Genomic DNA, 18857 nt, shown 5'->3' on the forward strand with positions numbered 1-18857 from the left:
CTTTTTATGTGGTCTTCTTCTCTTCGGTTTACTTTTGGTGTTTTTTTAACTTTCACAGTTTCTTCTGCTTCATTTGCAATGAGTGTGTTACATAGTTTTGAATTTCCGCCTGAAAAAAAGCAACAAACAACTACACAACAGCCAGTGACGACGCAGGCTGAAACACCGCATGCAACAGCGAGCAGTGTGAAAAAATAACCCAAAAGCGCTCTTTGAGCGCTTTTTTATGGGTGTACGCGTTATTCTTTGTTAATTTGCACAGCATGCTGTACAGCAAAACGGTGTTTACAGGCATTGCATTGATAGTCGAGGAAGATATTTTTATCGACTATTTGACCTGCTTTTTTACCAACACGATGTCCTAAAAAGCCACCTGTTACGCCTATACTAATTGCACCCACGAATGTACCAATTGTTGCACCCATAATTACACCCAAAGGCCCAGCTGTTACGCCGCCAATGGCTGCGCCTATAGATGCCCCTGAGGCTGCGCCTCCGACTGTACCTGCAGCAGTGCCTGCGCCACTAAGTAAAACGCCACCAATTTTTTGTAGGGTTTGTTCGTGATTACGTGCTTCGACGTCGTTTGAAGCGCATTTTGGGCATTGTACAGTGGGAAGTTCATTCATAGTGTTGAGCTCATTCATTCTTGAGAGTGTGATCTAGATCCATCTACACAATCGTATTGATTTCAGTTGTTATTAAAACAGGTTTTTCACTGACTTATGCTGACCTAAACGACCAAATTTATATTCAGCAATTTTGTAATATTAAATTAATTTCTGAGATTTAGTTGTGATAAAAAATGATTTCAGCTGAAAACTGAAACTCGCTAAGGTGTGCAGTATAAATTTTTCAAGAATATATTGGATACTACATGAAAAAAATTCTGGCATCTGTTGCCGCGATCAGTATAAGTTTGGGGTTGATTGCTTGTGATCAAAAAAATAAAACGACGAATCAAGAACAAGTTTCAGAACAATCTTTGAAGCAATTGAATATTGGCTATCAAAAAGCAGCACTCAAATTAATTGTGGCTAAAAAGACACAAGCTTTTGAGCAAGCATTTCCAAATGTAAAAGTTGAATGGAAGGAATTTCCTGCGGGACCACAAACTTTAGAGGCGCTCAATGTAGGCGCAATTGATTTTGGTTATACAGGGGATACACCTGTTATTTTTGCCTTATCTGCAAATAAACCCATTGATTATTTAGGTTATGAAATTAACTCTAAAAGTTCACATGATTTGTTAGTGCCTAAAAACAGCACAATTCAAAATTTAGCAGACTTAAAGGGCAAGCGTATTGCTTTAACTAAGGGCTCAAGTGCGCATTATTTCGTGGCACAGGTTTTAAATAAAGCCAATTTGTCTTGGCAAGATATTCAGCCTATTTGGTTAACACCTGCAGATGCACGAGCAGCTTTAGATAAAGGTTCAATTGATGCGTGGGCTGTATGGGATCCGTATGCAAGTGCTGCTGCGCTAAAAGGGGATACTCGCGTTATTTTTGATTCGTCACAATTACATTCAGTTTATAGTTTTTATTTGTCTACACCACAATTTTTAAAAGCACATCCAAAAGATGCTCAAAAGATTGTTGATACATTAAATGCAACAGATGAATGGATTAAGGCACATCCACAAGAAGCGATTCAAATTTTGGCAGAAAGCACAGGCATTGATCGTACCGTGGCTGAAAAAGTACTTTCCAAGCGCCCAGATACGGTTCAAACCTATTATTTGAATGACGCTGTGATAAAAGATCAGCAAAAAATTGCAGACCTATTCTCTGAATTAAAGTTAATTCCAAATCCTGTACAAATTAACGAACATGTTTGGAAAAAACAGTAATTGTAAATTTAAAAAAAGCGCCAGATGGCGCTTTTTTTATGGTCTTTGAATTAGTCACGAACAAATTCAACAGTACCATTGCTCAAAGATTTAACACGTGCCAATGATTCAACACGGTAACCTTTTTCAAGCAAAATATCGCGACCTGGTTGGAATGATTTTTCAATCACAATACCAATACCAACAACAGATGCTTCTGCTTGATGAATTAAGTCAGCAAGACCTAAGGCTGCTTGGCCATTTGCCAAGAAGTCATCAATCACTAAAACTTTGTCTGTAGCATAGATATGCTTTTTAGAGATCGCAATGGTGCTTTCAATTTGTTTAGTGAAAGAGAATACTTTTGAGCGGTATAAATCATCTTTTAAAGTTAAAGATTGATATTTACGTGCAAAAATAACTGGAACACCAAGCTCTAAACCAACCATCACTGCAGGTGCAATACCTGAAGCTTCAATCGTAATAATTTTAGTAATGCCCGCATCTTTAAATAAGCGTGCAAATTCTTGACCAATTTGCTGCATCATTACGGGGTCAATTTGGTGGTTTAAGAAAGAATCGACTTTCAAAACTTCATCAGATAGAACGATACCTTCGGCTAAGATTTTCTGTTCTAGTGCATGCACGGGAGAATCCTCAAGAGCGGGTGCTCATTAAAGCAAAAGCGTATTTTAAAAAGCACCGCAGAAAATGCAAGCAAAATCGGCTAATTTACTTACTTAGTTGGACCCTTATAGCCTGTCAAAAGTAAAGAATATGATGTTTTTTGATCGACATGGCTCACTTTTACAGGAAGATAATCCAATTTCGGTGCAAGCCAGAAAATTGTTTCGCGACCTGGTTTATCGTGTTGCATCACGACTTTAATAGTATCGAAAGTTCCATAAGTGGTCTTAACTGACTCATTACCTTGTTTGACAAAGCGACGTGCTTCTACTTCTTTAGCATCAGCTAAGTAGTATTTAGATTTTAAACCGCCATTTTTCAAATCTTCACGGATTTGCAGTTCAGCATTCAGTTCATCTAACACACCATTTTGCCAAGCAAATGAACGTGCTTTGTCATCTTTTTTGGTATTAATGATTTTGCTGTTCGGGTTGAAGTTAATACTCATGGTATTGTTATGAATCAAGATTTTGCTAGTACGGCTAAAGCTTTTTGAATTAATGTTGCCATTGCTGAAGCTAAAGTTACTGGTCTCGGTCGCAGATGCCATGCCAACGGCTTTGGCTGCAAACACATAGGTCCAATTATTACCCGACTGTGCCAAATTACGTGAGGCAGAGCCGACGTTTTTGCCGTTATAGTTAAATTGGTAACTTGCTTGATAGGGACTCATGGCAAAAGCTGTACTTGCAAATCCTGAACAAAGGACTGCAGTCGATACAGCTGCTGCGATGCCAAAAGTTTTCATCACATATTTAGCCATCAGTATTTTTCCTTTTAAGCCTTATGTTTGATACAGAATATTCTGCGATTAAATAGAATTATGCGCCTTGATTGTGGAGAAATAAGCGAAATATCGTAAGAAATGTAATTTTCTGCTTATTTTTAACACCAGTTTTTGGTTCGAGTTGCTGTTATTTGCTCTTTTGTTGGATCGGGGTGACTTCGCTATCGGACTCTGGTGCTTCGTCCCAATCTTCTATCCGTTCTGTTGCCATTTTACTAAATAAAGCAGCAATGTTGACGTTGCCAATCACCACCAATTCAGCTTCTCTGAGCATGGCATGATTGACATGGACTTTGGATAAGGTGTCAATAATCGAACGGCTTTTGCCAAGCCAGCGGTTCAAATCCAAATGCAAGAGATCATCTTTGACTTTAATAACATTCAGTTTCTCTAAAATCATACCGAGTGGGTCATCGTTCAATACTTTTTGATAGAAAAACAGCGCAAATTTCACGCCCAATTTATAAAAAATATTGGGGTATTTGGCATCTAAAACTTTGGTGTCGCTAATTTGTTCAAACACAATTAATTGGGTGGTTTTGTTAAGCTCCATTTGCACCAATTTTAGGTCAACTGTAAGCGTAATTTCTAAACCGTTATAATTGAGTGTGGCATATAAACGTAACCAATCATCATGCAAATCAGCATGCAAGTCTTGGAGCATTTTGACGTTGTCAGTAACAAAACGTTGAAAGGTCGCATTTAAAAAAACTTGAGAAAGTGGAAACTCGCGCTCGTCTTCAATAAATCCTTCCGCTCGTTGATAGACCTGACGTATACGTTTAGAAATATTGGAAATAAGCGTTTGCATATTGAAAGCATCCTGGCAAATAAGCTTTTTAGCGGAGTGTATCTTGTCGAATAATTGAAAAAATACAAGTTTTCTTTCTTGCAGTTTAGCAAAATAAATTGCACCATTTTTAGGATTTTAAAGTGCACAGAGTCATGTGTTGTGTATTTGTTGATGAACCTCTCGCTTTCATAAAAATATGAAAACCAGGTTTATTTTATACTCTTTTATGCTTGTTGGGGAACTCGGCAAATTGTCGTATTAATGTGATGCTGAAGAAAAAGACATTCAAACCGTTGCAAAATGAGTGGTGGAAAGATCCAATATTTGTCAGTGCATTTACTGCTGCTGCGGTGTTGCATATCTCGGTGTTAATGGTGCAATTTGGTGTGCCACAAGCAACATTTGAAACCACCAAAGAAATTGCTGTAAGCCTACGGCCAAGTGATACGACTGTGGAAGATGCGGATTATCTTGCGCAAGCCGATCAACAAGGCTCAGGTAAGTTTCGCGAGAAGCACCGAATGTCGACTGACATGCCTGCACCTATGGTTGATCAGGACAGTGGCGAGCAAGCACAGCAAGCATTAGATAAAATTCAGCAAAAGCGTGAACTGAACTTTGAAGAAAAAGTGCTGATGACCACGCTCAGTTGGCAAAAACAGGCCGATGAGAATCAACGTAAAAAGCAAGCTGAAGAATTGCAAAGCCAGTTTTCTGCCAAAGCTGCGATGGTGGCCAGTATTGAAGCGCAATATTTACAACGCCAGCAAAACTTTAGTCGTCAGCAAAAAATTAAAACCATTGATGGTGTGCAAGCCAAGCAAGATGATACAGCTGCGTATATGGAAAAATTCCGCCAAAAAGTAGAATTTTATGGCAACCAAAACTATCCAGATCAGGCGCGTGCACAAAATTTAGCTGGTGAAGTGCAATTGATGGTGATTTTAAATTCCAGTGGGGGGATCCGTGCAATTCGTTTACTGGAAAGTTCTGGGCATCCTGTTTTAGACGAAGCGGCTAAAGCATCAGTACGTAAAGCTGCACCATTTGCTCATTTCGATTCTAAAATGAAAGACATCTCTGAACTTCGTGTTGTGCGAACATGGCGTTTTGACCCAGCAGAAGCAGAATTTGAAGTGAATTAGAACATAGGATATATTTGTTTTTAAAATAGAAAAAGTAAATTCAATGTCTGAAATTCAATTACAAGAAAAGCCGTTAAAATTATGGAATCCCAATGCTGCTGGTTGTTGGGCTCTTCTCGTTACGCCTATCTGTAGTAGCTATTTACTGTATAAAAATGCGCAAAAGCTGAATGATCTAGACGCTACGAGCAAAGCAAAAAATTGGATGATCGCAGGTTTAGCTGTGTGGTTACTCTCGGTCATTTGTAGTTTGGCTTATCCCACAAATACCGCAATGGTCAATGGCTTTTTTTTCTGGTATTTAATCTTGTGGTATTTTTTATTTGTACGTCAGCAAGTTGCAAATATGAGGCAACGCTTTGGCGAAAACTATGTGCGTTATACCCACTTTGAATGGTTTAAATTTGTCATGATTGGTTTGGTCGTTCGTGTAGTGTTGATGGGGCTGTCGCTATGGCTTAGTGCGCTGTGGCTGAGCATGAGGCATACTGTTTTGTAATTTCACAAATATCGACACTAAAGTTTTTATACCATTTTTCTTTCCCTAAAAGTTGTGTGGCTAGATGTTCTGCATCTTGATGCCAAGCTCGAATGTCGGCAAGGCTGTCCCAATAAGACAACGCAATTTCCTGCCCATTTTCGCTTAATGCTTCAAAGTGGCGGCAGTTAAAATGTTTCAGGGCTTTTTCGCGTAGGGCTTGTGCGGTCTGATCATAACTCGCGTCCAAATTTAATATCTGAGCTTTAAAAATAACGACATATTTCATTGTTTTAACTACTTATTATTGACGATTTTGAATTTAATGTATTGGGATGTTGAATATTCAGCCCAAGGCTAAAAAGCGAACCGAAGTTCGCTTTTTTAAGGTTTTAATCTTGTTCTAAATAAGGGTTGTCAAAACCAAGCTTCGCCAAAATTGCGATTTCCAAAGCTTCCATTTCTTCAGCATCGGCTTCAGACGTTTCATGGTCATAGCCCATTAAATGCAAGGTGCCATGAACGAGCATGTGCGTAAAATGAGTGAGCGGTGCTTTTTGTTGTTCATTTGCTTCACGCAGTACAACGGGAATGCAAATGACTAAATCACCAATTGGAAATACGTCTAGGACGGCAGCCATTTCATCTGGTAAATCGCTGGGGAAAGACAATACATTGGTTGGCTTATCTTTTTTTCGATATTCCAAATTCAGTTTATGGCTTTCTTCGTTGTCTACACAGGCAATGCCAATTTCACAATCACTTTGGGTATCAATAAAGCGAAGGGTAGTTTCTACCACTTTTTTGATATAAGCACGTTTCAATACCAATTCAGGGGCTTGAAAATCCTGCTGTAGGGAGAGGCTAAGTTTCAAAATGAATCCTTAATTATCATCATTTTGTGCATCGGCTTTGGCGTCATTGTCTGCAATGAGAGCTTCTTGACGCGCTTTGCGTTCTGCACGGGCTTCTGCGCTTAAACGCTGTTGTTCACTGTCCCAGCCCTCATACGCTTCGACAATTTTTTGTACCAGCTGATGACGAACGACATCGCGAGAGTGGAAACGAGTAATATGAATTTCTTTGATTTTATCAATCACGCGAAGCGCATGCGCTAAGCCAGATTGTTGACCACGAGGCAAATCGACCTGTGTAATGTCACCGGTAATCACGGCACGCGAACCAAAACCTAAACGGGTTAAAAACATTTTCATTTGTTCAGGCGTGGTGTTTTGTGCTTCGTCTAAAATCACGAATGAATGATTAAGTGTACGACCACGCATATAAGCGAGGGGTGCAACTTCAATCACTTGACGCTCAATGAGCTTAGCGACTTTTTCAAAACCCAGCATTTCATATAAAGCGTCATATAAAGGGCGCAAATACGGGTCAATTTTTTGGCTTAAATCACCGGGTAAGAAACCCAGTTTTTCACCCGCTTCAACGGCTGGGCGCACCAATAAAATACGTTGAATTTCGTTGCGTTCGAGCATATCAACGGCAGCAGCAACTGCAAGATAGGTTTTACCCGTACCCGCAGGGCCAATACCAAAAGAAATGTCACTTTGTAAAATACGCTGTACATAGCGTTTTTGGTTTGCACCGCGAGGGTTAATACGGCCTTTACGCGTTTGTAAATAAACGTCTTCTAAGCCAGTATGTTCCTGATCATCAAAATCTTCTTGAATTTCACGGTCAGTTTGACTGCCTTGAATCATAAGGTGAAGGGTATCTGCGGTAATTTGTGCGGTGCTTTCGGATTCTTCAAAGAGACGGTGGAGCAAGCCTTCGGCTCGCTCTACCGCATTAATATCACCATCGACAAAAAAGGCATCGCCTCGGTGAGCAATTTGGACTTCTAAACGTTGTTCGATTTGTTTCAGGTGACCGTTATATGCACCAAGCATGCTTTGTAAACGGTCAACTGAAATACCAGGAAATGTTACTGTACGTCGAATCGCTGCAGTCAAGAGTATTCCTTTAAGTTGTCTAGCGAATACCTCTACATTACGCCACGTCAGGCTCAAGATTCAAGAGTTCACCGTAAACAAACTTCAAAGTTTTGATGTCGGTAATTTCAATCTCTGCAAAGCGACCCACCCAAGCTGGATCACCAATAAAGCCCACTAAACGAGTGTTATCTGCAGTACCAATCAGTAAGTTTGGATCTTTTTCTGAAACAGACTCAATCAACACACGTTGAATGCTACCCAACATCGCATTGGTCTTATCAATACTTGATTGTTTAATCCAGTCTTGAACTTTTGCCAAACGTTCTTTTTTCACATCTTCAGAAGTGGTGTCTTCAAGCTCTGCTGCAGGCGTACCTGGGCGTTTTGAATAGACAAAACTGTAGGAGTGATCAAAGTCCATATCTTTAATAAATTGATAGGTTTCTTCAAAGTTCTCATCTGTTTCGCCAGGGAAACCAATAATAAAGTCACTGGATAAATGCATATCTGGACGAACTTTACGCAGTTTGGCAATTTTTTCGATATACACATCAATGGTGTGGTTACGCTTCATGGCTTGTAACACATCATTTGACCCACTTTGTACGGGTAAATGAAGATGTGAAACCATTTGTGGTAAATCACGGTAGCATTGAATTAAATCATCATTAAATTCAAGTGGGTGAGACGTGGTATAGCGCAGACGGCCGATGCCCGGAATTTCTGCAACTAAACGCAGTAAATCTGCAAATGTGCAAATTTCACCTTCGAAGGTTTCACCACGGTAACCATTGACGTTTTGACCTAATAGCGAAATTTCACGCACGCCTTTTTCAGCCAAAGTTGCAATTTCAGCTAATACGTCATCGAGTGGACGAGAAACTTCTTCACCACGTGTATAAGGTACAACACAGAATGAGCAGTATTTAGAACAGCCTTCCATGATAGAAACAAAAGCTTTGTAACCTTCAACACGGGGTTCGGGTAAAAAGTCGAATTTTTCAATATCTGGGAATGAAATATCCACCAGTTTAATTTTTTCTTTTTTCGGCTTTTCAACTTGCTCAAAATGTTGATCAAGCATTTGAGGCAAACGGTGTAAGGTTTGTGGGCCAAAAATCATATCGACATAATTGGCACGTTTTTGAATGTTGTCGCCTTCTTGTGAAGCAACACAACCACCCACACCAATAATTAAGTCTGGATTTTTTTCTTTCAGTTTGCGCCAGCGACCCAATTCAGAAAACACTTTTTCTTGTGCTTTTTCACGAATAGAACAGGTATTCATTAATAGAATATCGGCATCTTTTGGATCTTTGGTTAGTACATAACCGTGTGAGTCGCCTAACAGGTCAGCCATACGGTGACTATCATACTCATTCATCTGACACCCTTGCGTTTCGATGTACAGTTTTTTCACTGCTGTATCGTTCGCTGGGGTGTGCTGTGGCTGGGAGACAGTGTTTTCTGAGGCAGCTGGGGCAGCATTTGGAATGAAGGTTTGAACCGTCATGCAGGCTCCTAGGATAGATTTGAGATATACATTATTGGCTGCTTTGCACGCAATTTGGCGCTAAGTGGCGAAGTTCTGTATAAGGAAATTTTGAAAGGGCCGTATTTTAACAGTAATTCGAGCTAAACTTATAGTTTAAAATAACCAATGATCAATATTGATTTGTGAACGAAAAATGTTTGAAAATTAATATTGTTTAATCATAAGGTTACACAACAGAACAATATCGTTGGTTTAGACTTATTAAACTGGTTGAAAACTGCAAATGTAGCTGCATAGCTAAATTTAAACATGAGCACCAAAAATGTCATGGGCGATGTCATAAAACGATGCAAGAAATAGAAGGCAAGTCGTAGATGCTAAATCGAATTTTCAAATCTCAAAATTATTATCCATTACTTGCCTTAGGTGTCGCGACCGCGTGTGCCAGCATTTCTGCACAAGCCGCAGACGAACAGTTTAATGATGCACTACGTGCAGCCAATGCCGGTAATATTTCGTTATTGCAACAATACCAATCTCAAATGCAAAACGATGCATTGGGTTATTATCCTGAATATTGGATGCTCAATACCAATTTAGCTTCGCAACCGACCAGTTCAATTACGAACTTTGCACAGCGTTATCCTCAGTCTGCGATGGCAGAAAAACTGTCAGCAGATTATGTTGAAGAAAAAGTCAAAATGGCAGACTTTGCTTCGGCTCAGCCAGTTTTACAATATGTCAGTAATCCTGACCAAGCAGAAAGCTGTGCTATGGCACAGGTTCGTGCAAAATCAGGCGATCCATTGGTCTTTGCTGAATATAAAGATGTATGGCTCACCACCAATTCGCAACCTGATTCGTGTACGGGCTTAGGGCGGATGATGCTCTCTAGCCCACTGATGACGACACAAGATCGTCAGCAACGTTTGTGGGGGCAGTTGCGTGCAGGTCAACCAGGTCAAGCCATTGCCACAGCGCAAACGATTGGCATCAATTTGAGTTTGGCACAGCTCAATAGTATTCAAGCCAATGCTTTAAACTATTTATGGAATGCACCTAAAGCAACCAAAGAAGATCAAGCCTATATTATTTATGCCATTGGTCGTTTAGCAGATAGTGATTTAAATGCTGCATTCTCGACCGCGCGTCGTGTAGCAGAAGGATTACCTGAAGATGCTCAAAAGGCTGTGTACCGTGCAGTGGCTTATGTCGGTGGTACTACGGTGATGAAAAATAATTTTAATCGTGAAGTACTCGATTTTTATGATGCGAGTTACGGTTTACCGCTGAGTCCTGAAGAAGCTGAAATTTACGCACGCCAAGCGATTCGTTTTAATGGCTGGAATAGTCTGCTTCGTGCCATTGAGGGAATGAGTGTAACTCAACGTCAAGAAGACCGTTGGCAGTATTGGTTAGCACGTGCGTACGAACAACAAACTGATTCAAAATCTAAAAAAGCAGCGCAAGATATTTATCGTCAATTGTCTGTTGGTGATGATTACCATAATTTATTAGCCAAAGACCGAATTGGGCAGGCCTATAATAATATTCCAGCCTATAGCGAAGCGACCAATCAAGATGCAGTGCGCTTGAGTCAGGATATTCACTTCCGCCGTGCATTTGCTTTACGTAACGTTGGTGCTTCGGACAGTTTTGTGAACCGTGAATGGAACTGGGCCGTGCGACAGGCTTATTTGCGACATGATGATGGTTTGATTTTGGCTGCCGCTAAACGTGCTACCGATATGGGTTGGTATGACCGTGCCATTTATGCGGCAGATCGTACGACAACCAAACACAATTATGGTTATCGTTATGCGATGCCACACCGTTCTTATGTGGTTGCACATAGCCAAAATGCAGGCATTGATCCTGCTTGGGCGTATGGTTTAATGCGTCAAGAAAGTCGTTTTGTCACTGGTGCACGTTCCCATGTTGGTGCGGGTGGTCTCATGCAAATTATGCCGGATACCGCCAAACTGGTGGCACGCCAAATGGGGGAAACCTATAACCCTGCGGCCTTAAGTGACATGAATACCAATGTGCGTTATGGCACCTTCTATTTATCAATGATTCAACGTCAATTGAGCAATAGTCCAGTGCTTGCTACAGCAGGCTATAATGCAGGTCCAAATCGTGCTCGACGTTGGCAACCCGATGGACAACCGATTGCCGCTGACCAATATACAGAAACGATTCCACTCACTGAAACCCGTGATTATGTCAAACATGTAATGACGAATGCGACTCATTACGGTATCTTATTGGGGCAAGGTTCACAAACGATTGGACAGCGTATGCAAGCGATTCCATTGAGAAATTCGCAATAATACCTGTGTCAATGGCGCCAAAAATTTAAAAAAACTGGGGACAACATAAATGCTGTTAAGCAGGTTGAATGCTAACAAGTTGTTGCGATATTTTTATGGCATCGCGGGTATGGGAATATGTACTGCAGTTGTACATGCAAGCCCAGCACCAGCGGGTTATGTCATGGAAATTCAGCTTGTGCCTGCAGCATGCTCGCTTGACCCTCAGCGTAATAAAAAGCGCAAATGTTTAGAGGGTTATTCCCTGAATGTTCTTGGGCTTTATCCTGAAGTGGCAGCGCAGCGTAATTGTACGAGTCATACGGTTTTAAATTTACCTCCGATTCAAGCGAAAGTGGTTGCGCGAGTCATGCCTGATGAAAATGCACGTAAACAATTGTGGCAAGGCGTTGGGGGCTGTGTGCCTATGCCAGCCAATCAATATTTTCGTATGATGATTAACTATGCGGAAAAGCTCAAAATTCCTGATGAATTAACCAGCCAAGAGACCCGTGTGATGCAGGCAGCGGTTTTGCGTAGCCGTATGTTGCGTTTGAACCCCGGTTTGCCGCCCCAAGGATTTGAGTTTAGTTGCCAGCAGAACAAAACAAATAGCATTTTGACAGAAATTAAAATTTGCTATCAAAACAATGGGCATTACAAGGCTTGTCCGAAAAACGTACAAAATAATTGCCCTGCAACTTTCACAATTAAAGGTTCTTTTTAAGCCTTTATTGCTATTTTATTTATATTTCCTATCATACTTTTGTTGAAAAGCATTCTCTTTTACATGCAACTGCCAAAAGATTGGAGTACAATCTTTGCCGTTTATGATTATTAAGATTAGATAGAACAGCTATTTAATCATTATGACCTTCCTCAATTGGAGATAATTACATGAAGCAAGCAGTTCGTGTTGCCGTTACTGGCGCAGCTGGTCAAATCGGTTATAGCTTATTATTCCGTATCGCAAGCGGTGAAATGTTGGGTAAAGACCAACCAGTTATCCTTCAATTATTAGAAATTCCAGTTGAGAAAGCTCAACAAGCGCTTAAAGGCGTAATGATGGAACTTGATGACTGCGCATTCCCTCTTCTAGAAGGTATGATCGGTACTGATGATCCTAAAGTTGCATTCAAAGATGCTGACTATGCTCTTCTTGTAGGTTCACGTCCACGTGGTCCTGGCATGGAACGTGCTGACCTTCTTAAAGTAAACGGTGAAATCTTCATCGGTCAAGGTAAAGCGCTTAACGAAGTTGCTAGCCGTGACGTTAAAGTTCTTGTTGTAGGTAACCCTGCGAACACTAACGCTTACATCGCTATGAAATCTGCTACAGATCTTCCTGCGAAAAACTTCACAGCTATGTTACGTCTTGACCACAACCGTGCGTTGACTCAATTAGCTCAAAAAGCTGGCGTTGCAGTTTCTGACATCAAAACAATGACAGTTTGGGGTAACCACTCTCCAACAATGTATGCTGACTACCGTTTTGCTACAGTAAACGGCGAAAGCTTAAAAGACAAAATCAACGATGCTGCTTGGAACAAAGACGTATTCCTTCCAACTGTTGGTAAACGTGGCGCTGCGATCATCGAAGCTCGTGGTTTGTCTTCTGCTGCTTCTGCTGCAAACGCTGCAATCGACCACATGCGCGATTGGGCTCTTGGCACAAACGGCGAATGGGTAACTATGGGTATTCCTTCTGACGGTTCTTACGGTATCCCTGAAGGCGTAATGTTCGGTTTCCCTGTAACTTGCGAAAATGGCGAATACAAAATCGTTCAAGGTCTTGAAATCGACGAATTCAGCCGTGAGCGTATCAACTTCACTCTTAATGAGCTTGAAGAAGAACGTGCAGCAGTTGCTGACATGATCAAATAATTTAATCACTTAGATTAAGTTAGAAAAAACGCTCCATTCGGAGCGTTTTTTTTATGCACAAAAAATAACAATGCGTTGAGCAATATCAGCAGAAGCCGAGGGTTGAACATGCTAAGTTAAAAATAATAAAACAACAGGAAAATTCCCATGTTAGATATGGATGTAACCCAAGAATTATTATTTCAGCAATTGGGCTTAGACAGCTCGCCAGAGGCTATTGAGCAATTTATTCAAACACATCAGCTGACGCTTGAAGTTCCTATGCATCAGGCCGATTTCTGGACTCAATCACAACGTGACTTTTTAATTAGCCATTGGAAAAAAGATGATGAGTGGGCGATGGTTATTGATCAACTGAATGAGCAATTGCATGCTGATTAAAAAGTGCTCACAAAAAGTAACAACAAACCTGGTTTTATGACTAGGTTTTTTTTGAGATATCTTATAAGTTAATTCAATAATAAATGACAATTAAGCTGATAAGGAGGGCGAAAGCTCATGAAGAACAAACCATCCTTAGAACTTCTATTTTCGCAGCTCGGTTTAGCCAATAGTCCTGCTGCTATTGAACTCTATGTGCGTACACATCAGCTTGCAGCCAATGTGTCACTACATGATGCGCCATTTTGGAATAAGGGGCAGCGTGCGCTGTTAATCAGTCATTTGGTACAAGATGATGATTGGGCCATTTGGGTAGACGAGCTGAATCAACAACTCCATTTAGATGCCTATAGACTCCAAGCGGTATAATTTAATTTCGACTTAAAAAAGCCTCAATCTATTGAGGCTTTTTGCTTTTGCATCTACAGAAGTTTATGCATCATTTAATGCAAGCGACTTTTTACAATCTTCTCCATCCACGCTTCGGCACGGTAAGTATCAAATGCAGGATGTGTTTGCATCAGTTGTAAGTCAAAAGCATTGGTTTTGGCATATTTAGTCAGCCAGTGGCGTGTCATAGCAGGTTCATTTTTTGAAGCTGCTGCATAGGCCAAGAAAAAGTAAATATCACCATCATCATCGTGTGCAAGAGGCTTTAAGATTTGTTGGGTAATCACGGCAAAGCGCTCTTCACGTGTTACTTCAAAATACAGCATATAGGCTTTAGCCAAGTGTAAAGACAAGTCGATATATAAGCTCAGAGGCATTTCTTCGAATTCAAGGCGGCCTTGCTCTAAGAGCACGACTGCTTCTTGTAGGAAATGGATTTGCTCTTGGCGTACACGGCTTAAGGTGACCAACTGTAAGCGCAAGTCAGCACGTTCTAAAGCCAGTTCGGGTTGATTGCCTTGTAAATACAATTGATCAGTTTCACCAATACGTTGAATGATGTCTTTGGTTAGGTCACGCATTGGTGGCATCCTCATGTTTGCAATGAAGCATATATGAGGATGAATTTTTAAATTTAAAGTTTTGTGCTTACCAAAGTGGCTGGTCTGTTCTAAGCCACGCCGTAATAGAAAGGCGTTGATGTTTGGCTTCTAATACTTCGTGGAGCAAATCACTTTGAAAAATGGCAATACGATTTGGCTCTGGATGAATGATATGCCATTGATTGTTTTTATCTTGCAGGCGTAGTTCTCCGCCCCAGTCATTTTCCCATGCTTCATGCAAATAATAGACAGTAGAAATCATACGTCCATTTTTACCTTGTGGGTTATCGCGGTGTAATGCATAAAATTCACCTGCGTTATAGCAAGCAAAGTGCGCTTCAGCTTCTTTAATGCCCAAAAAAAACGCCTGATTCAAATGTTGTGAAAGGGCGTTTAAAGCTTGAATATGTTGTTGTGCGACCTTGAGTTGCTGATCAATCCATAAAATATGGTCACTGCGGATGTTAGAGACTACGCCATTTTGGATGGCCGCATCGCGGAATTCATTTAAATGCGTTGAACATTCATGGACCAATGCGCGTGTGTATTCAGGTGAATATGCTTGGTCAATAATTGCAAAGCCATGTTGAGCTAAATTATCTAAAATTTGCTCAACAGGCCAAGACTTTGGGAGATGCATTGCATCCATATAAAACAGCCTAATGATCGTCAGAAAATAGCGATGTATTCTAGTAGAAGAATAGCATCGGAATGAAACTATTTTTCATGCTAAAATAGCCGTTGATATTAGGAATTTTAGAAACATGAACTACCGTCACCATTTCCATGCAGGCAACTTTGCCGATGTTATGAAGCATGTTTTATTGCTTCAGTTATTGAGTCGGCTGAATGCGAAAGACAAACCTTATCGCTATGTAGATACCCATGGTGGTGCAGGTAAATATGATTTATCAACCTCTGAAGCACAAAAATCAGGTGAGTTTTTAAATGGTATTCATCGTCTGGTCAAACTAGATGATTCAATTAAGCGTAATGCGCCAGAGGGCGTGCAACAATATTTAAAAATTGTTGAAAAAATGCGTGAAAATTTTGGCAAAGGTGCTTATCCAGGCTCACCTTGGTTTGCGCTTGAAGGCATGCGTGAAACCGACAAGGCCACTATTTTTGAAATGCAACGTGATGTATTTCAACAGTTACGCCACAATATTTTTGATAAACGTGCGGGCTTGCATGAGCGCGATGCTTACGAAGGTCTTTTAGGTGTTATTCCACCAAAAGAGAAACGTGGCTTGGTGATGATCGATCCGCCTTACGAATTGGAACGAAAAGATTTCCCGCAATTGGTAGAATTATTGGTTGCTGCTTATAAAAAATGGCCGACAGGCATTTTCGCAGTGTGGTATCCAATTAAAGACCGCGCCATGATTGAACGTTTTGAAAAGAAAATGTACAAAACGGGTATTCGCCGTCAGTTGGTATGTGAAGTTTGCGTATGGCCAGATGACACACCAGTGGGCTTAAATGGTTGTGGTTTATTGGTGATTAACCCACCTTGGAAATTCTCAGAAGATGCAGATGAGGCATTACAATGGTTATTCCCACACCTTCGCATGAGTGAAAGTGGTGGTCATGCTGCTGTACGTTGGTTGGTTGGCGAATAAGCCAGACGCTACACAATATTTAAGTAAGACAAAAGGTCACAGTTAGGATCGAAGAATGACAAATATAAATAAACCTGAACGGGAAGCTTCTACTAAAGATGAAAGTGCCTTTGATGGCATTACTTTTGAGGTGGAGGAAGAAGAACATACCCATGAAGGACAGAAAGTCAAACGTCGAGGTATTTATCTGTGGCCGAACCTGATTACAACCGCAGCGTTGTTATCAGGTTTCTATTCAATTATTGCCAGTATGAATGGTGATTACACTCAAGCGGTGTATGCTATTTTTATTGCCGCACTATTAGATGGTTTAGATGGCCGAGTTGCTCGTGCTATTGGTGCGCAAAGTCCATTTGGTGAACAGTTTGATTCACTATCTGACTTGCTTGCATTTGGCGTGGCACCTGCGATTTTAATGTATAGCTGGAGCTTGCACGATCTTGGACGTATTGGCTTAGCTGCATGCTTTGTCTATACCGCCTGTGCGGCTTTCCGCCTAGCACGTTTTAATGTGCAAATTGGTGTGGTCGATAAACGCTATTTTATTGGTGTAGCCAGTCCATTAGCCGCCGTTATTATTATTTCATTGGTCTTGGTTGCCCGTGATTTCCCTGCAGTTTTTGATTTGCGTGAAGCGGGTATTCAAACACTCAACGCTGTGGTGATTATTGCCGTTGGCTTACTGATGATTTCAAATATTAAATACTATTCATTTAAAACAGTAGACCGTAAACGCGTCCCTTTCGCAGTGTTGCCAATCGTGGTATTTGTTTTAGCTGCAGTAACTTATAATATTCCTGTTGGCGTACTGGTGATTGCAGTCATTTATGCACTTTCAGGTTTTGTTACAACCATAATGGCGAGAAAGCAGAGCGCCTTATAAATGTAAAATCTAAATCAATAGGAGCTTGATATGCAGTTATTTCAAGATTTCTTTGATCAGTCCAAACAGCTGAATCAGGCTCCTTATTGCAAACAACAAAAACTACCTTTTCATATACAAACACAAAAATATCCAAGCATTCTCATTGCACTTAAAATCCCAAATTTGCCAGCACCCTTACATTACCTCAACCTATTTATACAATTAGGGCAGCTGAATTTACCGATATTGCATCATGCTCACGCTAAATCCAAAAATGCAACTAACCAAATTTATTTGATGAGCAGTTGTAGTGCACACATGGTTGGGCAATTTCAGTGTGATACAAAAGAGGCGACATTTCATCTGGCGTCTAAACATATTCAATGTGCCGATCATGTCGATATATATGGTGAATTTCCAAAATTCCAATTTCAGCGCGAACATCAAGAACTCAGTTTAGATCTACAGGTGAATAGTTCGGATCTTGTTTCATGTATTACCAAGTTACGAATGGGCATGGCAGAGTATTGGAGTGTGCTAAGCCAATGTGCTGGTAAAGTGGTTTATAAAGGGCAAATTTTTGATATTGCACAGCTCGGAACTTTAGAGTTTGCTAGAGCTAGGGCATTTCCTTATTTTCCTGTGGCATTTTACAGCATGAGCATGTTGAATCTAAGCAATGATCGACAACTCATGTTTATGCAAGTACGGGATGCACGAAATCAGATTGTACAATCACGTATTTACTTAAGAGACCTTAAAGCAAATAAACATCAGATGTTCGATACAGCAGTCCATTTCCGAATACATCGCGTTTATCCCAAAATAACCACCCCCAATGGACGTAATATGTATCTTCCACGTGAATTTGAATGGTTTATGCAAAATGAAACCATGCAGATTCGCTTGCAAGGACAAAGTCGAGGTGATTTTAAATTTGGCTTGGGTGCGGGTTATGCGGGCAGTTTTAGTTATCGTTTGCAGTTGAATGAAGAACAAGAAGAGGGGGAAGAGGGGTATAGCGAATATATTGATTGCCGGAATTTAAATTGGCAAGAGCATCATCAAGATCATCTATCGGCTTTTCAACAAGCAGATTCAATGCCAGTTTTGATTAAAAACAAGTAAAAATAGCCGAATTTGAACAATAAAAAGACACCTGGTAGGATTTTTTAAAAATAAATGGAAAAAAATAAAAAATAGGGTTGCAACGGATGTGAAATGCTGTAGAATGCACATCCATCGGCGGTGATGAAGATTAAAACTTCTGATAAAACAAAGACTTGATTGAAAAGATTAAGTTTGGTTTTAGAAAGAAAGTTTAAAATAATTTGAATTACTTGTTGACACTAAATAAATTTAGTGTAATATAGCCGACCTAGCTTGCTGGTGACGAACCAGCAAGAAGATCATTAAGAGATTATGAAGAACAACTTGTGTGGATTTTTACTGGTTGATCAATCGAATATATTTTCATTGATAATTGGTAGAAATTTCTCGAAGTTTATTTGAGCAAATATTTGTCAGTAATTGATGAGCCAAGATTGGTACCCTTTAAAGGTACTATTGATTTTAAACTGAAGAGTTTGATCATGGCTCAGATTGAACGCTGGCGGCAGGCTTAACACATGCA

At 40.4% G+C, this 18857-nt stretch carries 22 protein-coding genes; 12 read left to right on the forward strand and 10 right to left on the reverse strand.

The features are described from left to right. The first annotated feature begins 6 nt into the window (after positions 1 to 6). A complete protein-coding gene (locus tag DYI81_RS09880; protein ID WP_117007450.1) occupies positions 7 to 198 on the forward strand; it encodes a hypothetical protein in 192 nt (63 codons plus the stop codon). A 41-nt stretch (positions 199 to 239) separates the two neighbouring features. Here the strand turns inward: DYI81_RS09880 and DYI81_RS09885 are convergent, their stop codons facing one another. Continuing rightward, complete coding sequence (locus DYI81_RS09885; RefSeq protein WP_117007467.1) at positions 240 to 629, reverse strand: hypothetical protein; 390 nt, start codon at positions 627 to 629, stop codon at positions 240 to 242. A 248-nt stretch (positions 630 to 877) separates the two neighbouring features. Here DYI81_RS09885 and DYI81_RS09890 point away from each other — a divergent pair, with 248 nt between their 5' ends. Then, a complete protein-coding gene (locus DYI81_RS09890; protein ID WP_117007451.1) occupies positions 878 to 1852 on the forward strand; it encodes an aliphatic sulfonate ABC transporter substrate-binding protein in 975 nt (324 codons plus the stop codon). Positions 1853 to 1902: 50 nt separating this feature from the next. Here DYI81_RS09890 and DYI81_RS09895 read toward each other — a convergent pair whose 3' ends face one another. From DYI81_RS09895 to DYI81_RS09905, 3 genes are all read right to left on the reverse strand, one after another. Beyond that, positions 1903 to 2478 carry a xanthine phosphoribosyltransferase gene (locus DYI81_RS09895; RefSeq protein ID WP_117007452.1) on the reverse strand — a complete coding sequence of 192 codons (576 nt, stop codon included), beginning with the start codon at positions 2476 to 2478 and terminating at the stop codon, positions 1903 to 1905. 89 nt (positions 2479 to 2567) lie between these two features. Further along, a complete protein-coding gene (locus tag DYI81_RS09900) occupies positions 2568 to 3281 on the reverse strand; it encodes a DUF3108 domain-containing protein (protein WP_106984072.1) in 714 nt (237 codons plus the stop codon). A gap of 151 nt (positions 3282 to 3432) precedes the next feature. Further along, positions 3433 to 4116, reverse strand: coding sequence for a hypothetical protein (locus DYI81_RS09905; RefSeq protein WP_117007453.1), 684 nt, complete (start codon positions 4114 to 4116; stop codon positions 3433 to 3435). Between the two features lie 248 nt (positions 4117 to 4364). Here DYI81_RS09905 and DYI81_RS09910 point away from each other — a divergent pair, with 248 nt between their 5' ends. Both DYI81_RS09910 and DYI81_RS09915 read left to right on the forward strand, forming a co-directional pair. After that, positions 4365 to 5243, forward strand: coding sequence for a TonB family protein (locus DYI81_RS09910; RefSeq protein ID WP_106984074.1), 879 nt, complete (start codon positions 4365 to 4367; stop codon positions 5241 to 5243). A 43-nt stretch (positions 5244 to 5286) separates the two neighbouring features. Beyond that, the gene (locus DYI81_RS09915; protein WP_117007454.1) at positions 5287 to 5742 is read left to right on the forward strand and encodes a hypothetical protein; all 456 of its coding nucleotides are present in this window, start codon (positions 5287 to 5289) and stop codon (positions 5740 to 5742) included. Here DYI81_RS09915 and DYI81_RS09920 read toward each other — a convergent pair. The 4 genes from DYI81_RS09920 to miaB form a co-directional block, all read right to left on the reverse strand. Next, positions 5702 to 6010 (reverse strand): antibiotic biosynthesis monooxygenase, encoded by a 309-nt coding sequence (locus tag DYI81_RS09920; protein ID WP_117007455.1) that lies wholly within the window; start codon positions 6008 to 6010, stop codon positions 5702 to 5704. The genes DYI81_RS09915 and DYI81_RS09920 overlap by 41 nt on opposite strands. Positions 6011 to 6113: 103 nt before the next feature. Next, positions 6114 to 6596, reverse strand: a complete 483-nt coding sequence (ybeY, locus tag DYI81_RS09925; RefSeq protein ID WP_106984077.1) for an rRNA maturation RNase YbeY — start codon at positions 6594 to 6596, stop codon at positions 6114 to 6116. A gap of 9 nt (positions 6597 to 6605) precedes the next feature. After that, positions 6606 to 7691: a PhoH family protein gene (locus DYI81_RS09930; RefSeq protein WP_106984078.1), complete on the reverse strand. Its 1086-nt coding sequence runs from the start codon at positions 7689 to 7691 to the stop codon at positions 6606 to 6608. Positions 7692 to 7728: 37 nt separating this feature from the next. Continuing rightward, a complete protein-coding gene (gene miaB, locus DYI81_RS09935) occupies positions 7729 to 9186 on the reverse strand; it encodes a tRNA (N6-isopentenyl adenosine(37)-C2)-methylthiotransferase MiaB (protein WP_106984079.1) in 1458 nt (485 codons plus the stop codon). A 356-nt stretch (positions 9187 to 9542) separates the two neighbouring features. On the opposite strand from miaB, the gene DYI81_RS09940 reads away from it, so the two are divergent. From DYI81_RS09940 to DYI81_RS09960, 5 genes are all read left to right on the forward strand, one after another. After that, complete coding sequence (locus DYI81_RS09940) at positions 9543 to 11501, forward strand: lytic transglycosylase domain-containing protein (protein ID WP_106984080.1); 1959 nt, start codon at positions 9543 to 9545, stop codon at positions 11499 to 11501. 109 nt (positions 11502 to 11610) lie between these two features. Beyond that, complete coding sequence (locus DYI81_RS09945; RefSeq protein WP_106984081.1) at positions 11611 to 12207, forward strand: ribonuclease I; 597 nt, start codon at positions 11611 to 11613, stop codon at positions 12205 to 12207. Between the two features lie 170 nt (positions 12208 to 12377). Further along, entirely contained in the window at positions 12378 to 13364 is a 987-nt protein-coding gene (locus DYI81_RS09950; RefSeq protein ID WP_067762865.1) for a malate dehydrogenase, read from the forward strand. A 147-nt stretch (positions 13365 to 13511) separates the two neighbouring features. Further along, complete coding sequence (locus DYI81_RS09955; protein ID WP_106984082.1) at positions 13512 to 13745, forward strand: DUF2789 family protein; 234 nt, start codon at positions 13512 to 13514, stop codon at positions 13743 to 13745. Positions 13746 to 13862: 117 nt separating this feature from the next. Beyond that, positions 13863 to 14114, forward strand: a complete 252-nt coding sequence (locus DYI81_RS09960) for a DUF2789 family protein (protein ID WP_106984083.1) — start codon at positions 13863 to 13865, stop codon at positions 14112 to 14114. Positions 14115 to 14188: 74 nt separating this feature from the next. Here DYI81_RS09960 and DYI81_RS09965 read toward each other — a convergent pair whose 3' ends face one another. Both DYI81_RS09965 and DYI81_RS09970 read right to left on the reverse strand, forming a co-directional pair. Next, positions 14189 to 14716 (reverse strand): hypothetical protein, encoded by a 528-nt coding sequence (locus tag DYI81_RS09965; RefSeq protein WP_117007456.1) that lies wholly within the window; start codon positions 14714 to 14716, stop codon positions 14189 to 14191. Positions 14717 to 14783: 67 nt separating this feature from the next. After that, positions 14784 to 15386 carry a 2OG-Fe(II) oxygenase gene (locus tag DYI81_RS09970; protein WP_117007457.1) on the reverse strand — a complete coding sequence of 201 codons (603 nt, stop codon included), beginning with the start codon at positions 15384 to 15386 and terminating at the stop codon, positions 14784 to 14786. A gap of 115 nt (positions 15387 to 15501) precedes the next feature. Here DYI81_RS09970 and rlmJ point away from each other — a divergent pair, with 115 nt between their 5' ends. Genes rlmJ through DYI81_RS09985 form a run of 3 tightly spaced genes read left to right on the forward strand, consistent with a single transcriptional unit; the run spans position 15502 to position 18352 of the window. Beyond that, a complete protein-coding gene (gene rlmJ, locus DYI81_RS09975) occupies positions 15502 to 16359 on the forward strand; it encodes a 23S rRNA (adenine(2030)-N(6))-methyltransferase RlmJ (RefSeq protein ID WP_117007458.1) in 858 nt (285 codons plus the stop codon). A 55-nt stretch (positions 16360 to 16414) separates the two neighbouring features. Further along, positions 16415 to 17242: a CDP-diacylglycerol--serine O-phosphatidyltransferase gene (pssA, locus tag DYI81_RS09980; protein ID WP_106984087.1), complete on the forward strand. Its 828-nt coding sequence runs from the start codon at positions 16415 to 16417 to the stop codon at positions 17240 to 17242. Between the two features lie 30 nt (positions 17243 to 17272). Then, entirely contained in the window at positions 17273 to 18352 is a 1080-nt protein-coding gene (locus tag DYI81_RS09985) for a DUF6670 family protein (RefSeq protein ID WP_117007459.1), read from the forward strand. Positions 18353 to 18857 lie beyond the last annotated feature (505 nt).

Source organism: Acinetobacter sp. SWAC5, from assembly GCF_003419885.1.
Lineage (GTDB): Bacteria > Pseudomonadota > Gammaproteobacteria > Pseudomonadales > Moraxellaceae > Acinetobacter > Acinetobacter cumulans.

Coding starts and splice junctions, on each gene's coding strand:
- DYI81_RS09880 (WP_117007450.1), top strand. CDS start 7: ATGTGGTCTTCTTCTCTTCGGTTTACTTTTGGTGTTTTTTTAACTTTC.
- DYI81_RS09885 (WP_117007467.1), bottom strand. CDS start 629: ATGAATGAACTTCCCACTGTACAATGCCCAAAATGCGCTTCAAACGAC.
- DYI81_RS09890 (WP_117007451.1), top strand. CDS start 878: ATGAAAAAAATTCTGGCATCTGTTGCCGCGATCAGTATAAGTTTGGGG.
- DYI81_RS09900 (WP_106984072.1), bottom strand. CDS start 3,281: ATGGCTAAATATGTGATGAAAACTTTTGGCATCGCAGCAGCTGTATCG.
- DYI81_RS09905 (WP_117007453.1), bottom strand. CDS start 4,116: ATGCAAACGCTTATTTCCAATATTTCTAAACGTATACGTCAGGTCTAT.
- DYI81_RS09910 (WP_106984074.1), top strand. CDS start 4,365: ATGCTGAAGAAAAAGACATTCAAACCGTTGCAAAATGAGTGGTGGAAA.
- DYI81_RS09915 (WP_117007454.1), top strand. CDS start 5,287: ATGTCTGAAATTCAATTACAAGAAAAGCCGTTAAAATTATGGAATCCC.
- DYI81_RS09920 (WP_117007455.1), bottom strand. CDS start 6,010: ATGAAATATGTCGTTATTTTTAAAGCTCAGATATTAAATTTGGACGCG.
- miaB (WP_106984079.1), bottom strand. CDS start 9,186: ATGACGGTTCAAACCTTCATTCCAAATGCTGCCCCAGCTGCCTCAGAA.
- DYI81_RS09940 (WP_106984080.1), top strand. CDS start 9,543: ATGCTAAATCGAATTTTCAAATCTCAAAATTATTATCCATTACTTGCC.
- DYI81_RS09945 (WP_106984081.1), top strand. CDS start 11,611: ATGGGAATATGTACTGCAGTTGTACATGCAAGCCCAGCACCAGCGGGT.
- DYI81_RS09950 (WP_067762865.1), top strand. CDS start 12,378: ATGAAGCAAGCAGTTCGTGTTGCCGTTACTGGCGCAGCTGGTCAAATC.
- DYI81_RS09955 (WP_106984082.1), top strand. CDS start 13,512: ATGTTAGATATGGATGTAACCCAAGAATTATTATTTCAGCAATTGGGC.
- DYI81_RS09960 (WP_106984083.1), top strand. CDS start 13,863: ATGAAGAACAAACCATCCTTAGAACTTCTATTTTCGCAGCTCGGTTTA.
- DYI81_RS09965 (WP_117007456.1), bottom strand. CDS start 14,716: ATGCGTGACCTAACCAAAGACATCATTCAACGTATTGGTGAAACTGAT.
- DYI81_RS09970 (WP_117007457.1), bottom strand. CDS start 15,386: ATGGATGCAATGCATCTCCCAAAGTCTTGGCCTGTTGAGCAAATTTTA.
- rlmJ (WP_117007458.1), top strand. CDS start 15,502: ATGAACTACCGTCACCATTTCCATGCAGGCAACTTTGCCGATGTTATG.
- pssA (WP_106984087.1), top strand. CDS start 16,415: ATGACAAATATAAATAAACCTGAACGGGAAGCTTCTACTAAAGATGAA.
- DYI81_RS09985 (WP_117007459.1), top strand. CDS start 17,273: ATGCAGTTATTTCAAGATTTCTTTGATCAGTCCAAACAGCTGAATCAG.